General features: G+C 60.9%; 13 protein-coding genes and 3 tRNA genes. All 16 read left to right on the top strand.

Translation table 11 applies throughout. The features are described from left to right. A partial coding sequence (locus QKE30_RS04320; RefSeq protein ID WP_347934193.1) for a type 1 glutamine amidotransferase domain-containing protein occupies window positions 1-450 on the top strand: 450 nt, incomplete at its 5' end. A 201-nt stretch (window positions 451-651) separates the two neighbouring features. Continuing rightward, window positions 652-724, top strand: a tRNA-Thr gene (locus tag QKE30_RS04325). 73 nt (window positions 725-797) lie between these two features. Beyond that, window positions 798-871, top strand: a tRNA-Met gene (locus tag QKE30_RS04330). A 306-nt stretch (window positions 872-1,177) separates the two neighbouring features. Then, a tRNA-Trp gene (locus tag QKE30_RS04335) sits at window positions 1,178-1,250 on the top strand. Between the two features lie 40 nt (window positions 1,251-1,290). After that, on the top strand, window positions 1,291-1,635 hold the full coding sequence (gene secE, locus QKE30_RS04340; protein WP_034986243.1) for a preprotein translocase subunit SecE: 345 nt from the start codon (window positions 1,291-1,293) through the stop codon (window positions 1,633-1,635). A gap of 85 nt (window positions 1,636-1,720) precedes the next feature. Then, complete coding sequence (nusG, locus tag QKE30_RS04345) at window positions 1,721-2,665, top strand: transcription termination/antitermination protein NusG (RefSeq protein WP_347934194.1); 945 nt, start codon at window positions 1,721-1,723, stop codon at window positions 2,663-2,665. A 155-nt stretch (window positions 2,666-2,820) separates the two neighbouring features. Further along, a complete protein-coding gene (gene rplK / locus QKE30_RS04350; protein WP_034986238.1) occupies window positions 2,821-3,261 on the top strand; it encodes a 50S ribosomal protein L11 in 441 nt (146 codons plus the stop codon). 85 nt (window positions 3,262-3,346) lie between these two features. After that, window positions 3,347-4,057 carry a 50S ribosomal protein L1 gene (gene rplA / locus QKE30_RS04355; protein WP_005292043.1) on the top strand — a complete coding sequence of 237 codons (711 nt, stop codon included), beginning with the start codon at window positions 3,347-3,349 and terminating at the stop codon, window positions 4,055-4,057. A 200-nt stretch (window positions 4,058-4,257) separates the two neighbouring features. Beyond that, window positions 4,258-5,283: a DNA cytosine methyltransferase gene (locus QKE30_RS04360; protein ID WP_347934195.1), complete on the top strand. Its 1,026-nt coding sequence runs from the start codon at window positions 4,258-4,260 to the stop codon at window positions 5,281-5,283. Further along, window positions 5,280-6,164 (top strand): NgoMIV family type II restriction endonuclease, encoded by an 885-nt coding sequence (locus QKE30_RS04365; RefSeq protein WP_347934196.1) that lies wholly within the window; start codon window positions 5,280-5,282, stop codon window positions 6,162-6,164. Before QKE30_RS04360 ends, QKE30_RS04365 begins: the two co-directional genes overlap by 4 nt. 141 nt (window positions 6,165-6,305) lie before the next feature. Next, window positions 6,306-8,072, top strand: a complete 1,767-nt coding sequence (locus tag QKE30_RS04370) for a TIGR03773 family transporter-associated surface protein (protein ID WP_347934197.1) — start codon at window positions 6,306-6,308, stop codon at window positions 8,070-8,072. Window positions 8,073-8,188: 116 nt separating this feature from the next. Beyond that, window positions 8,189-9,640, top strand: a complete 1,452-nt coding sequence (locus tag QKE30_RS04375) for an anchored repeat ABC transporter, substrate-binding protein (RefSeq protein WP_347934198.1) — start codon at window positions 8,189-8,191, stop codon at window positions 9,638-9,640. Between the two features lie 74 nt (window positions 9,641-9,714). Further along, window positions 9,715-10,758 carry a choice-of-anchor M domain-containing protein gene (locus QKE30_RS04380; RefSeq protein WP_347934199.1) on the top strand — a complete coding sequence of 348 codons (1,044 nt, stop codon included), beginning with the start codon at window positions 9,715-9,717 and terminating at the stop codon, window positions 10,756-10,758. Next, window positions 10,740-11,474: an anchored repeat-type ABC transporter ATP-binding subunit gene (locus QKE30_RS04385; RefSeq protein WP_347934200.1), complete on the top strand. Its 735-nt coding sequence runs from the start codon at window positions 10,740-10,742 to the stop codon at window positions 11,472-11,474. Before QKE30_RS04380 ends, QKE30_RS04385 begins: the two co-directional genes overlap by 19 nt. Next, complete coding sequence (locus QKE30_RS04390) at window positions 11,471-12,349, top strand: anchored repeat-type ABC transporter permease subunit (protein WP_347934201.1); 879 nt, start codon at window positions 11,471-11,473, stop codon at window positions 12,347-12,349. Before QKE30_RS04385 ends, QKE30_RS04390 begins: the two co-directional genes overlap by 4 nt. Next, window positions 12,342-15,074 carry a choice-of-anchor M domain-containing protein gene (locus QKE30_RS04395; RefSeq protein ID WP_347934202.1) on the top strand — a complete coding sequence of 911 codons (2,733 nt, stop codon included), beginning with the start codon at window positions 12,342-12,344 and terminating at the stop codon, window positions 15,072-15,074. The genes QKE30_RS04390 and QKE30_RS04395 overlap by 8 nt, the downstream gene beginning before the upstream one ends. Window positions 15,075-15,087 lie beyond the last annotated feature (13 nt).

The following is a 15,087-nucleotide window of genomic DNA, read 5'->3' on the forward strand; positions in this document are numbered from 1 at the left end:
GTCCGCAATGCAGGTGGCGCAGTGACTGTCCTAACCCCTGGTGGCGAGAAGATTGAGGGCAAGAACGGTTCTACCTCTGAGGCGGATGCCTCTACCGAGAGCTCTCGTGACGCTGAGTTTGACGGGATTATCCTTCCGGGTGGTACCGGAAACGCCGACCAGCTGCGCATGGACGAGGCAGCGGTCGAAATTGTGAAGAAGCATGTCGAGGCTGGAAAGCCACTGGCCGTGATTTGCCACGGGGCGTGGATTCTTACCGACGCGGACGTTCTCCGTGGCCGTACCTTGACCTCGTACCCATCGTTGAAGACTGACCTCCAGAACGCTGGGGCGAAGTGGGTAGACGAGGAGGTTCACGTGGATAACGGGTTGGTTTCTTCCCGTACTCCGGCCGATCTTGACGCGTTCAATGCGAAGTTGGTCGAGGAGTTCGCCGAGGGGCAGCACTAGAAACTCCCAGCGCGGAGCCGGGTCCCAGATGGGGCTCGGCTCCTTTCTCTTTAACTACCTAGTTTGCCGAAGGGTGAGATGCTTAAAAGCGTTCCTGAACAGCAGATTTGTGATTATCATTGAAAACTGGTTATGCTACTTCAGGCTTTGATCAACGGGCCAAAGCGGATAGCCCCGCTAGGTTTGATTGATTTAAGTTGTGCCCCCTTAGCTCAGTCGGCAGAGCGTTTCCATGGTAAGGAAAAGGTCGACGGTTCGATTCCGTCAGGGGGCTCTGTCATTTTATGCGCCCCGTCACGCGACGTTAGACACAGACCGTTGGCGGTCCGTAGCAAAGTGGCGACGATGGCGGTGTAGCTCAGCTGGTTAGAGCGCACGACTCATAATCGTGAGGTCGAGGGATCGAGTCCCTCCACCGCTACAAATTAAGACCAAGACCACCCGGTGATGTAAGTCGCCGGGTGGTTTTGCTTTTGCTGTCGCTACGCTCTGTGTCTCGCCTTAACCCGCCTGCCCTAAACCTGCGTGTCCCAACTCCGCAAGCCCCAGCACCCGCGCCCTATTTGGTCGCGCGGTCGTTATCCTGCTATTGTTTTTGAACGTTGCACTGAATGTGTGGCATGGAAGCTACGAGCCCTGCAAATGGGCACTGTGTTTCCTCGCTATCAGGATGTTGCTTCACCTATGTTGATCTGGTCGCGTACACTCGTGAACCAGAACTTCGATTAGGGGCGTGGCTCAATTGGCAGAGCAGCGGTCTCCAAAACCGCAGGTTGCAGGTTCAAGTCCTGTCGCCCCTGCACGATCTTCCTTGCAGGTACCTTTAAGGAGAACTTAGACGTGAGCGACGAGAGCAAAAAGACCGCAGCCGGTAAATCCGGCAATGGCGGCAGCCTTCGTCCGTCCGGCAAGCGTCAGGTGGCCGGTCAGGCCACCACGTCCCGCGCGGTCGCGAACTCCAACTCCAAGGCTCCGGAAGTTGTAAAGACCCGCAAGAACCCCTTCAGCGCCATCGTGGATTACATCCGCGGCGTGATTGCCGAAATGGGCAAGGTTATCTGGCCCACGGGTCGCGAGATGGTGAACTACACCATCATCGTCCTACTGTTCCTGATCTTCGTCTGCGCCCTTGTGGCCGGCACCGACTGGGCTGCTAGCTGGGGTCTGCGTCAGATCATGCGCTAACTTGTGTTAAGCTAGCGAACATCAACTTATATACCGCCTTCGCCGCCCGGCGATAGGCGGATTTTTAATGATGGAGGGTGCTTCCATGACCGAAGAGAACCAGAACAACAACCAGACCAGCGAGGCCGTTAGCGCAGAGAGCCTGGCTGCGGCCGCTCAAGAAGACGTACAGCAGGCTGTTGCTGAGGCGCACCAGGACGCTGCGGGTGCTGAGGCTGAGGGCGTCACTAATGATGACGCCGCAGCGCCAACCACCGAAGGGGCCGAAGAAACGACGAGCGCCGACGGCGCTGAGGCCTCCGAGGCTTCAGCAGCGGCCGAGGGTGCCGAAGGCGAGGCTGAGCAGTCCGCAGAGGACGCTGCGATGGCCGCCTACAAGGCTCGCCTACGCCAGTTCATGCGTGCGCTGAAGAAGCTGCCGGGCGAGTGGTACATCATCCAGTGCTACTCCGGCTACGAGAACAAGGTGAAGACCAACCTGGAGATGCGCGCCCAGACCCTGGGCGTGGACGAGCAGATCCACGAGGTTGTCGTGCCTATCGAGGAAGTTGTGGAGCTACGCGACGGCAAGCGCAAGCTGGTGAAGCGCAAGCTGCTGCCGGGCTACGTGCTGGTGCGTATGTCTCTGGATGACGCCTCCTGGTCCGTTGTCCGCGATACCCCTGGCGTGACCAGCTTCGTTGGCAACGAGGGCAAGCCCACCCCGGTGAAGATCCGTGAGGTTGCCAAGTTCCTGCTGCCGCCGGAGACCGCGAAGCCGCAGGAGTCCGAGGATGGCGAAGAGGCAGCAACCGGTGTGGACGTATCCGCAACGGGTGTGGCCACCCCGCCGAAGCCGGCCAGCGAGCAGGTTGTGGTGGATTACGAGGAGGGCGAGTCCGTCACCATCCTGTCTGGCCCGTTCGCTTCCGTTTCTGCAACCATCAGCGAGATCGATGCCGAGAACAACCGCCTGAAGGCCATGGTCTCCATCTTCGGCCGTGAGACCCCGGTTGAGCTGGAATTTGATCAGGTAGAGAAGCTGAACTAGAGTTATGCGGGTTGTCCGTGGGCTTATGTTCACGGCGCGACACGCAAGTTTTTCCATTTCCGGTAGCTGGTGAAATCCCGGCATCCGGTCGATGCGATTTTCCCGTGCTTACCTGTGCTACGGGATCGCGTTGATAACAGAAAGTAGGTTTTAAGATGGCTAAGAAGAAGGTTACTGGCCTTATTAAGCTGCAGATCCAGGCTGGTCAGGCTACTCCGGCACCGCCGGTTGGCCCGGCTCTGGGTGCGCACGGCGTGAACATTGTTGAGTTCACCAAGGCGTACAACGCTGCTACCGAGGCTCAGCGCGGCAACATCGTTCCGGTTGAGATCACCGTTTACGAAGACCGTTCCTTCGACTTCAAGCTGAAGACCCCGCCGGCAGCGAAGCTGCTGCTGAAGGCTGCGGGCATTCAGAAGGGCTCCGGCGTTCCGCACACCGACAAGGTCGGCTCCGTTACTTGGGATCAGTGCAAGGAGATTGCAACCACCAAGAAGGAAGACCTGAACGCTAACGACGTTGAGGCTGGCGCTGCCATCATCGCCGGTACTGCTCGCTCCATGGGCATCACCGTCAAGGACGCTCCGCAGAAGTAATTCCCTAACCGGATTCACAAACCGTGGCAAGGCTGCTTGCTTGGCCTGCACCACAACTCCAACGAAACTAAAGATTGGATTCACTATGAGCAAGACCTCTAAGGCATACCGCGCGGCAGCGGAGAAGATCGACGCTGGCCGCCTGTACACCCCGCTGGCAGCCGCTAAGGCTGTCAAGGAGACCTCTTCCAAGAACTTCGACGCTACCGTCGATGTTGCTATCCGCCTGGGCGTTGACCCGCGCAAGGCCGACCAGCTGGTTCGCGGCACTGTTTCCCTGCCGAACGGCACGGGTAAGGAAGTTCGCGTTGTCGTCTTCGCCGAGGGTCCGAACGCTACCGCCGCCGAAGAGGCTGGCGCTGACGTTGTTGGCACCGCCGAGCTGATCGAGAAGATCCAGGGCGGCTGGACCGACTTCGACGCTGCGATCGCTACCCCGGACCAGATGGCCAAGGTTGGTCGTGTGGCTCGCGTCCTGGGCCCCCGTGGCCTGATGCCGAACCCGAAGACCGGCACCGTCACCACTGACGTTGCTAAGGCTGTCGCCGAGATCAAGGGCGGTAAGATCTCCTTCCGCGTGGACAAGGCTGCTAACCTGCACGCCATCCTGGGCAAGGCTTCCTTCACCGAGAAGCAGCTGGCTGAGAACTACGGCGCTCTGATCGACGAGCTGCTGCGTCTGAAGCCTTCCTCCTCCAAGGGCCGCTACTTCAAGAAGGTCACCATGTCCTCCACCAACGGCCCCGGCGTTCCGGTGGACAACACCATCGTGAAGGACTTCACCGAAGAGGCCTAAGTCTCGTTTCCTAGTTTCCTTCTAGGATTTTCGCACCCTCGTTGCCTTCGGGCGGCGGGGGTGTTTTTTGCTAAATAGAGCATATGTTCTATTTATGACGTCAGAAGGTATTGAGTTTCTGCTGTTTTCGCAGGTCAACTATCAAAACAACCGGTTTTGAGGATTCCAGTTGTGTCATCGGGGCGTGGTATGTTCGAGCCATGCAAACACCGCTTACTTCGGTCGAAATCTGCGCTGGGGCTGGAGGCCAGGCGCTCGGGTTGGAGGCTGCCGGTTTTATTCACCGTGCGGTAGTCGAGCTCGATGGTCATGCTGTCAACACTCTTCGTGCGAACCGGCCAGCTTGGAATATTGTTCATGGTGATGTGCTAGATTTCGACATTTCCCCTTTTGCGGATGACCTCGATCTGCTAGCAGGGGGAGTTCCATGTCCGCCCTTCTCGATTGCTGGTAAACAGCTTGGGCAAGACGACGAGAGAGATTTGTTCCCGAGGGCGCTCGAGCTGACCGCGCAGTCGCGCCCAAAGGCGCTCCTGCTGGAGAATGTCCGCGGGTTAGCGCAGCCTAGATTTGCGCGCTACCGAAATGAGCTGGTCGCTGAACTGGAAGAGCTGGGTTACCGCACCTTCTGGGAGGTTGTTACCGCTGCAGATTTTGGAGTCCCCCAACTACGGCCTCGCTTCGTTCTGGTTGCTTTGAGGGAACCATATGCGGACTACTTTGCCTGGCCTGAACCTCTAGACACGCGAGTAACCGTTGGTGAGGCGCTTCATTCGCTTATGGCTGAGAATGGGTGGCCGGGTGCCGATGCATGGGCAAAGCGGGCAAACGATATTGGGCCGACGCTCGTTGGTGGCTCGAAGAAACATGGTGGTCCAGATGTGGGTCCATCACGCGCCCGTGAAGGCTGGAAGAGGCTCGGTGTGCGGGGTACAAGCATTGCTCACGAGGCGCCAGGGCCGGATTTCCCGGTTGGGCATGGTGCGGAAATGCCACGGCTAACTGTACGTATGGGCGCTGTGATTCAAGGATTCCCTTCTGAGTGGAAGTGGGAAGGTGGCAAGACCGCAGCGTGGAAGCAAGTAGGCAATGCCTTTCCACCGCCAGTGGCACAAGCGATTGGTGATCGCATTGTGGCGGCTTTGCGGCAGGATCCGTTGAGCGGAATGGTTCCGGCGGAGCCGGTGGTCCCAGAAATGAGTCTCTTGGAGGGAGTAGGGCTGTGAGTCACTCTGAATCGCTAATAACTCGGGCTCGTAAAGAGCTGCATCGAGAGTTAATTGATGAAGGCGTTTTGACCATTGCTGATGCAGTAAAAGGGAGGATTGCTTCAAATGCGGACAGTAGTAGTAATGCGTCCCGAGAAACTGCGCTTCATCTAGCTGATCAGCTAGGTGCGAGCGTTGCCCGTAAGAAGGCGGGACAGTCTATGGGTGCAGACTTCGAACGTGCGGTGGCTAAGTTTATCAAGAAGACTTTTACGCACATGCAGTCGGTGCGTCCGGGAACATGGGAGGTTCAGAATGTTGGAAGCTCTCGACGGCGCGAACATCTGTTCCTCTGTGAGCCGTACTCTCATTTGGCAGATCTAGCCGAATTGGTGCGCAGGTATCCGGAATTGGGGGCTGCCCTCGGAAATAGCTACTCGATTTCTCCTGACATCTTGGTTCTGCGTGAGCCCGTGACGGATGACGCGTTTAATGAGGGAGAGTTTCTGGTAGACGGTAATTCTGGTTTAGGTTCTCCTGTGAGGGCAAGTAATCGGGAGAATCCTGCCAAGATTGTCCATGCTGTTGTGTCGTGCAAGTGGACGATGCGGAGCGATCGAGCGCAGAACACCCGTGCGGAAGCCCTGAACCTGATTGAGCACAGGAAGGCGCGTGCTCCGCATATTGTTGCGGTGACGGGGGAGCCGTTGGTGACAAGAATCGCCAGCCTGGCTTTAGGTACTGGGGATATTGACATGACCTACCACTTCGCGCTACCAGAGCTCAAGAAAGCAGTGGAAGCTGTTGGTAATGACGACACTTGTGAGCTGTTGCATACGCTAATTGCAGGAGACCGTCTTCGGGACATCTCTGATCTTCCCTTGGATATGTCTGTCTAACCATTCGAGTGCTTACCACTTCTTTTTAGGGGTGGGGTAGCGCGGGAGGGGGGCTCCACACCCGTTGTTTGAAAATGGTTCCCACTTCACTATAGTCCTAAATGAAAACTAGACCCATTGTGTTTTAAAGGACTTAATCTGGTGCGCACATCACCCCTCGCGGCACTCTCAGTCGCTCTTCTCGCAGGCTTCGCAGCCTTCCTCGGCATTGGTAGCCTCGGCCCGCAGTCCCTACCTGAGGCAAAGGCCGATTCTGTCACCCTGAATCAGGGCCATATTGACGCCTTCCACGTCACCTCTTCGGGCAAAGGCAACCTCAAGCTCGATCTGACCGAGGATGCCACTGGTTCCCACGTGGTCCACGATCCGAACAGCGTCACCTTGGAGGTCGGGGCGCACGCCTACGAGCCCCGCACCAAAGATGTGGCAGAGGTCGGGGTGCCGACCTACTTCCTGCCGCAGACCCAAGAGCAGGACCTGATTTGGCCGGGCTGGGATACGCAAGGCGTCGCACCGCACTACCAGGGCGTAAAGATCAACTTCAATCGCGTGTGCGGCCCGGGCCGAGTGTTCATGTGGAGCCAGGCGTTCGGCGGCGCCACCCCGCTGCTCTCGGACGGGGTAGAGGTCAAGTCTGGCAACAGCATCGACCAGGCGAACCCAAGCCACGTCCACGCCAACTGGGGCTTCGAGCGCCCAGGCCGCTACTCCATGCAGGTGCAGGCCACCGCTGACGGTGCTGAATCGGAAGTGAAGACCTACACCTGGGTCGTCGGTAAGTCCGACCAGGATTCCAACGCCGACGAACCCGCCGAGGGTGCCACCCCGTGCGGAAGCGAGGACACAGACGCTGGCTCCGGGGCATCGGACAACTCGAACAGCGGTGGTAACGCCAGCGGTGGCGCTACCGGCGGTGGTTCCGCTGGCGCCAGCACTGGGAACAAGGCCGGTTCTGCGGGCAAGGCCGGCGCCACGGGTAAGTCGAGCCCAGCAGGAAAGTCCAGCTCCTCCAACAGCACTGCCAGTTCCGCCGGCTCCGCGGGAACACAAGGCTCGGCCACCTGCAAGAAGGGCGAACCTGCCCTCCGCCCGCAAATTAAGGATGACCGTCAGCAGCCAGCCAAGTGGACCAGCCCCAGTGCGCTGAACTTCGGTCTAGGATCCGCCGCGAAGACGAACCTTCCACAGTCTCTCGGCCCTGTTGGAGCTGGTACCGCCTGGATGATCGGTGCTACCCAGTCCAACGGAGTGCCGTGGGTGGGCGTCAACACCATGCACCCGGACCTCCTGGCGAATACTCAAGGTGATGTCACCTTCAAGCTGACGTCCTTCAGCGGACCGGGCAGCATGTACGTCTTCGAACAAGGCAACCTGGGCCAGGTTGTGGGCAAGGAATGGTTCAAGGCCAGCGGCGGGAATGCATCCGGCGCTCACGTGGTGCCGCGCAACTCGCACGTGCATCCGAACTGGGTTTTCTCTAAGCCCGGCACGTACAAGGTCGGCATAACCCAGACCGCCACCACCAAGCAGGGCAAGAAGATCAGCGCTCCCGCCACGCTGACCTTCACCGTCGGCGGCAGCGGCAACGCTAACAGCGGCCACTTCGACTTCGGCGCGACCGTCACCACTGACGGCGACTGCGCCTCCGGCGCAGAAGGCGGTTCCGGCGCAGCAGGAGCAGGCGGGGGCGCAGCCGGTGGAGATGCCGGCACTGCATCCGGCGCCGACGGCTCTCTTGCCGATACCGGATCGACCTCCGCGATGTTGGCCCTGGCCATCGCCGGCGCGGGTCTGATCGCTCTCGGCGCAGGCGTGGTCTACATGTTGCGCACGAACTCTCTGTCTGCTGATTCGGTGGCGGCTCTTCGTTCGATGACGCCACCTCGATCCCCGGGCGCAAAGTCCTAGGGATGGGGCACGCAGCTTCATCGCGGCGGGGGCTTGCCAAATCCTTGTGCGCGAATGTCTGTACGGTGCTGCTCGCAGCGGGCTTAACTGGGTGCGCCGCGGCAGGTGGTGCGAGTTTGCCCAGCAGGGATGATGGCATCACGGATGTCGTAGCCTCCACGCCGATCATCGCCGATATCGCCCGGCACGTTGCGGGCGATGCCGCCCGCGTGACCGCCCTGATTCCCAACACTGCTGATCCGCATACCTACGAGCTCACTTTGCGGGATGTGCGCAACCTTGCGAACGCGGACATCGCGTTCAACAACGGGCTGCTGCTGGAGCAGCAGTCGGTGCTGCGCACCATGGATAACGGAGTGCTGCCCGGCACGGAGGTCGTGGCTCTGGCCGACGTGGCCGCCAACCAGGGAGCCACCGTCATCCCGTTGGTGGAGAACATGGCGCTCGATACCGTCTGGTTGGGTCTGCGCGCCCAGGGGATCGGCGCCCGGCACGGCGGCTCCGCGCACTCCGAAGTGCACCTCAGTGTGACTGATGTGGAGGGGCCGGGCGATGCGGCGGCATACATCACCGGTACCTTCGGCCAGCCGGAGATCTTCTTCAACTCTCGCGATGGCTTCGATGCCTCCCGCGGGTACGAGGGCGATACGGCTACGCTGCCGGTCGACGCACACACCCACATGAGCTGGTCTTTCTCCAAGCCAGGCACGTACACCCTGCACTTGAGCGCATCTCTGGTGCCGGACGAGGGAAAACCGCCAGAGCACATTGCGGACCAGACCGTGCGTTTCAATGTGGGCACGGAAGACGGGGCGTCAAAAAAGATAGACAGCGGGCACTACGACATTGCGGTGAACGCCGACGACAACAGCATCAACCTCGTCGGCGATGGCGGCACGATCGACCCCAAGAAAGCCGTGGTTAGCGTGCCTAACCAGACCTTGCAGCCGATCCCGGGCGACCCGAACTTCCGCTTTCTCGGCACGGCGGGCGACGAGACCTACCTGCTGCCCCAAGCGGTGCTGGGCAAGCACGTCCACGGCGAGCTGGATCCGCACCTGTGGCACAACGCGAAAAACGCGATGGCTTACGTGAAGGTCATCCGCGACAAGCTCATCGCCGTAGACCCTGAGCACGCCGCCGACTACCAGCAGAACGCGCGAACCTACCTGGACGAGCTCGACCACCTTGACCGAGAGATCAAGCGCCAGGTCGGCACTATTCCCGAGGCCCGTCGGCACCTGGTGACGGCCCACGACGGCTACGCCTATTTTGCTGACGCCTACGGCCTGGACGTAGCCGGCTTCGTCACCCCGAACCCAGAAATCGAGCCGAGTACACGGGACCTTGTGAGCCTGACCCGCACCCTGGAAAACCTGCAGGTTCCGGCGGTGTTTATCGAGCCGACGATGGCGGGGCGTACGCGCGAGCTACAACAGATCGCCGACCGGCTGGGCGTGAGTGTGTGCCAGATACGCAGCGACACCCTCGACGACACTGCGCCGACGTATGTGGACCTGATGCGGACCAATGCGGAATCGATGGCGAACTGCCTGAGTGGCGCATAGACCACTGGCACGCAGGAACGACAACGACGTTTCAAGAACTAAGAAGAAAAAGAAGAATAAGGATCAAACAGAACATGCGAAACACACGGATCAGGAAGTCCTGTCTAGCTCCCGCGGCCGCCGCACTGCTGGCCGGGGGAGTAGTAGTGGCGGGAGTGCCGGTGGCCCCGCCGGTAGCAGTGGCGCAGGCGCAGAGCCAAGCACAGGACCCGGCGCTGCAGCAGACCGTGACAGACAAAGAGCAGCACGCTCCCGCGGGGACTTCGCACGTGTTTAGCCGCGGTCACGCGGACCTCGGCATGCGCCTGGACGGTGGCGAGTTGGACGTGCAGTTGCGCGACGATGCGGAGGAAAAGCCCATCTGGCGTGTGCTGGACGACGTGGTCTTCGACGTCTCCGACAAGGCCAAGCAGCAACTGCCAGCCGACGGTGGCTACGAGTTCACCGGCGCGCAGTCCGGCCAGGAAGTATGGGTGCTGCCGCAGACCGAGGTACAAGGCGTGCCATGGCTGGGATGGAACACACAGTCCCCGGCACTGATCGCCCAGGCCAGCCGCGGCGTGACCATGGAGTACCTGGGCCACCAGGGGCCCGGCCAAATGAGCATGTTTTTGCAGGCCGGCGGCTTTGAACAGCCCCAGGAGCTGTGGAACTCCGCGCAGCCCACTCCGCAGGACCTGTGGGTGGATCTGAACACGCACACGCACGCCAACTGGGTGTTCACCGAGCCGGGCGTGCACCGCGTGGCCATGGGCGTGCGGGTGAAGTTGAAGGATGGCTCCGAGAAGACCACCACGAAGGTTCTTAACTTTGCCGTGGGGGTGGACCCTTCCGAGGCACAGAACTCCAGCTGGGAGGGTGAGCTGCCGAAGGCAGGTGCTGCCGGTTCTTCTGGTGACGCCAACAGTTCCAACCCCAACAATTCCGCCAACGGTACAGATGCGAATGCCGACAACTCCGAGGAAGGCTCCGATGGCGGCAACTCTGCCCTGCCGTGGATCCTGGGCGGCATTGGCGTGGTTGTCGTCGCGCTGCTGGCTTTCGGTTTCCTCTCCCTGCGGAAGGGCGCCAAGGAGCGCAAGCGCGTCGAGGATGAACTATGGGGTCAGCTGAAGTGACCGCGCTGCAGATCGCGGATCTGAATGTCCGACTAGCTGGGCGGCAGATCCTCACCGACGTAAATCTCGAGGCACACCCTGGCGAGCTAATTGGCTTGCTCGGCCCCAACGGCGCGGGCAAGACCACCCTGATGCGCAGTGTCCTGGGTCTCATTCCGCGTACCAAGGGCAGCATCAAAGCCGCGAGCATAGGTTATGTTCCTCAGCGCCACGAGTTCGCGTGGGATTATCCCATCGACGTTCGCCACACAGTGCTGAACGGTCGCGCGGGGCTGATTGGCCCGTTCCGTCGGTCGCGCCGGGCAGACTTTGCGGCCACTGCGCATGCGCTGAAGCGCGTGAACTTGCAGCACTTGGCGGACCGTCCCATCGGTCAGCTCTCCGGCGGGCAGCGCCAGCGCGTGCTGGTGGCGCGCGCCCTGGCTGTGGAACCCACGCTGCTGTTGTTGGACGAGCCTTTCACTGGCATGGATTTCCCCAGCATCGAGTCGCTGGTGGAGATCCTGCAGGCCCTGGCCGCCGATGGCATGAGCATCCTGATGGTGACCCACGATCTGGCGCAGGCGGTGCACGTCTGTGATCGCGTGGTGCTGCTGAACGGTCGTGTGGTGGCCGATGGTGCGCCGGATCAGCTGCAGAACCCCGAGCCGTGGATGGAGACCTTCGACGTTCGCCCGGATTCGCCACTGTTGCGGGGAGTGGGGTTGGTGTCGTGATTTCCTTCTCCCAGTTCCTCGCCGACCTGACGAATCCCGCCCTGGCCTTCCTGCCGAAGGCGCTGCTGGTGGCTGTTCTCTCCGCGCTGGTCTGCGGTGTGATCGGCACTCACGTGGTGCTGCGCGGCATGGCGTTCATCGGCGATGCGGTCGCGCATGCTGTGTTCCCGGGCTTGGCCATCGCCTTCGCCCTGCAGGTCTCGGTAATCGCCGGTGGGGCGGTGGCCGGCGCCGTGGTGGCCCTGCTGATCGCCCTGTTCTCGCAGCGCAGGCGAGTGAAAGAGGACACGATCATCGGTATCTTCTTCGCCGCCGCGTTCGCCTTGGGCTTGGTAGTGATCTCGAAGGTGCAGGGCTATACGGCCAGCCTGAATAGCTTCCTCTTCGGCTCGATCACGGGCGTGTCCAATTCCGACATCATCTTCAGCGCCGTCGTCGGCGCCGTCGTAATTCTGGCCGTGGCGGCGCTGCACAAGGAGATCGTGGCGGTCTCCGTCGACCGCGAAACCGCCGCCGCCATGGGCATCCGCGTGCTGCTGATCGACGTGATCCTCTACCTCGCCGTCACCGCCGCCGTGGTGATGTCTGTTCGCACCGTCGGCAACATTCTCGTACTCGCGCTGCTGATCACTCCGGCCGCCGCAGCGCGACTCTGGACCGACCGACTGGTCGTGATGATGGCGCTGAGCGCCGTGATCGGCATGGTCGGTTCCTTCCTCGGCGTGTACGTGTCTTGGGCAATCGATGTGCCTACGGGCGCAACCATCGTCCTGGTGCTCACCGTTGTTTTTCTCTTTTCTTTCTTTGTGGCGACGCCCATTCGCGCCGCCCGGCAATCCAACAAACCCTCACAGGTGGTAACTACTGATGCATAAAAAAGATGAACTCTTCCAGCAGCTGGCCAAGCGGCAGCAGGCTGAGCTTAAACTGCTTAAGCAGCTCAAACGCAGCCAAAACAGGGCCGATCGGATGATGTGGGCAGCCAAGTCCACCCTGGCGGTATTGGGTGTGCTGGTGCTAACGGTGGTAGCCGGCGCCTGGAATGCGGCGTCACCACTAACCAGCGACCACCGCTCCGCCGAGGTGTTGCAGCGGGCGCAAGCAACACCGACAGGGCATAGGCCCGGAACGACCAGTGACGGACCGACCGTCGGCAAGGACGTGAAGAACCCGGCCACCGGAAAGATGCACGTTTGTGCGGGCAGGAAGCTGCTGTACAAGGCGCATGTGGATGCGATTTACGGAACGTATAACAAGGGCAAGCCGGACGTGATGGTCGTCGACGGACAGCAGCCCGTGCCCGCCGATGGCGTCTGTCTGCGACTGGCGCCCGACGCGATCGATGGCAAAGAGGCTTCCCGCATCAAGGTGCCTAACAAGAAGGCGCTGTCCTTCCTAGGCAAGCCCGGCACGGTGCTGTGGTACGCCCCGCAGAATGCGGACTTCACAAACCAATGGCGCCCGCTTTGGGCGGGGCTGGGGGCTTTTGACCCGGCGCATGAGCTTAAAGCGCCGACGGACTTTGCGGAGCCGAACCTGCACTTCCACATGAAGAAGTTCTCAGGCCCCGGCGACATGGAGGTCTTCTTCCACAACTCCGGCACCCCCACGCCGGAGCGTGTGCTCTCCACCAAGGGCGGTTTGAAGGATTACGACTACGAGGTCGGTGGGCACGGGCACTTCGGCTGGACGTTCTCTAAACCCGGGCTGTATCAGCTGACGATGCAGTGGGACGTCAAAAAGAAGGACGGCTCCACCGTAAAATCTGCAGAGCGCACCATCAACTGGCTGGTCGGCAGCGATAAGCAGGTGGGGCTGCCGGAGGGCACGACCACTGGGTTGAACGAGATCAAGAATCCGATCGCGCCGCTGGAGCCGGGCACGCCGGGAGATCAAGATCAGCCTGAAGAGCCCGAGCAGCCCGAAGACCCTGAGCAGCCAGGAGAGCCCGAGCCAGGCAAGAATGAAACGCCAGGCGACGAGGAAGATCCGAGCGATGGCACCGACACTCCCGCGCCGACCTGCGAAGCCCCGCAGGAGATCTCCGACGACGAGGTCCGCAGCGAGGTCAACGATGCCTTCGGTGAGGAGCAGGGATCCGAGCGCGCTGTGATTCCCAAGGGGCACATGGACATGGGCGTGGGTACGTCGGATGAATCGGACTCTGATCCGCACACCTTCCTGAAGGACAGCGCGGACCCGGCGAATGTGCAGGAGCGCGAGTCTGGAAGCTTTATTTTCCTAGTCAACAGCCCGAAGGCGAAAGTCGGAATTCCGGAAGGCTACCGGGAGGAACTGGGGGAGACCGCATACGCACTCCCGCAGGCACAGCAGGAGAACCCGGACGTCCCGTGGCTGGGCTTTTCCACCGAGCATCTGAACTCGGCAAAGAAGGGCGTGGACGTGACCATTAAGGACTTCGAGGGGCCCGGCCGAATGGTGACCCTGTCGGACAATGGGCTGGGTAGTGCGAGCCTGCGCCTGGATTCCGAGCACCGTGAGCACAAGGTCAGCTATGCGGTTGGAGCGCACGATCACCAGCAGTTCCTCTTCACCAAGCCGGGCGCTTACCGCGTAGTTTTCCGCTATCAGGGAACCACGGTAAACGGCGAGAAGTTCGACAAGGAGCTGGAGACATTCTTCGTCATCAAGGATGCGTGCGGCGACAGTGCCGGTGGGCCCGGGGATAGCACTGATCCCGGGGATAGCACTGATCCTTCCGACACCGACACAAGTGGAGACAAGTCCGGTCTCGAAGAGTTGCAGGAGTTTCAGAAGCACCTGGATAGCGAAAACGCGAAGCTCGGCAAGTACATGGATGAAATCGTCGGTGGCATCGAGGCGCTGCGCGGAAACCGCAAGGCACAGCAGAGTCCTTCCACCGGGGGAGCTGGCGGTGCCGGCACCAGTGATTCTTCGGCGGCAGGTGCCACTAGCAACAACTCTGCTGGCAAGAGTTCTGGTGGATCCCCTTCCAGCACCAACGCCGCATCGGATAACCACAGTGCTGCTAGTGAGGCCGAATCCGCGGGAGCTAGTTCCGGTGGTTCTGCCGGCTCGAATAGCTCCAGCAGTTCATCTGGGTCTGCCGACGGTGCTGCGGTCGCAAATGGTGGCGTCTCTGCTGGCGCCGCGGATGCAGGTTCTGCTGGCACAGTGGACGGAGCTTCCGCTGGCGCTGCGGCCGCAGAAGGCGGCGAAGTAGACGCCGAGTCTGAGGTTGAGGCTGAGGCTGCGGAAGGCGAAGGCGAAGCGGGCGGCGCCGGTGGCATCCATCGCATCAACGCAGCCCAAGGGCAGAAGAATGCCGAAGGGGCCGACAATACGGATGACGCGCAGAACGTAGCAACCGAGAAAACCGCCGTAGAGTCCTTTATGGATTCCCTTACCGGCGGTGGCTGGACGACTGGCTTCCTGCTGGGGCTGGGGCTGATGGGGCTGCTCGGCGGAGCACTCCTGTTCTTCGTAGCGGCCCGCAACATGCAGCGCGCCCATACCCTGCAGCTGCTGCAGGCGTACCGGGAAATCAGTCGTGACCGTGCGGAACAGGCCTATGCGGAGAGCGCCTACGCAGAAGACCTCCCCGCCGAGGAGGACTAAGGAAGGCTAGAGA

Origin of the sequence: Corynebacterium sp. c24Ua_83 (genome assembly GCF_039907245.1) — a bacterium.
GTDB lineage: Bacteria > Actinomycetota > Actinomycetes > Mycobacteriales > Mycobacteriaceae > Corynebacterium.

Coding starts and splice junctions, on each gene's coding strand:
- nusG (WP_347934194.1), top strand. CDS start 1,721: ATGACCGAAGAGAACCAGAACAACAACCAGACCAGCGAGGCCGTTAGC.
- rplK (WP_034986238.1), top strand. CDS start 2,821: ATGGCTAAGAAGAAGGTTACTGGCCTTATTAAGCTGCAGATCCAGGCT.
- rplA (WP_005292043.1), top strand. CDS start 3,347: ATGAGCAAGACCTCTAAGGCATACCGCGCGGCAGCGGAGAAGATCGAC.
- QKE30_RS04360 (WP_347934195.1), top strand. CDS start 4,258: ATGCAAACACCGCTTACTTCGGTCGAAATCTGCGCTGGGGCTGGAGGC.
- QKE30_RS04380 (WP_347934199.1), top strand. CDS start 9,715: ATGCGAAACACACGGATCAGGAAGTCCTGTCTAGCTCCCGCGGCCGCC.
- QKE30_RS04385 (WP_347934200.1), top strand. CDS start 10,740: ATGGGGTCAGCTGAAGTGACCGCGCTGCAGATCGCGGATCTGAATGTC.
- QKE30_RS04395 (WP_347934202.1), top strand. CDS start 12,342: ATGCATAAAAAAGATGAACTCTTCCAGCAGCTGGCCAAGCGGCAGCAG.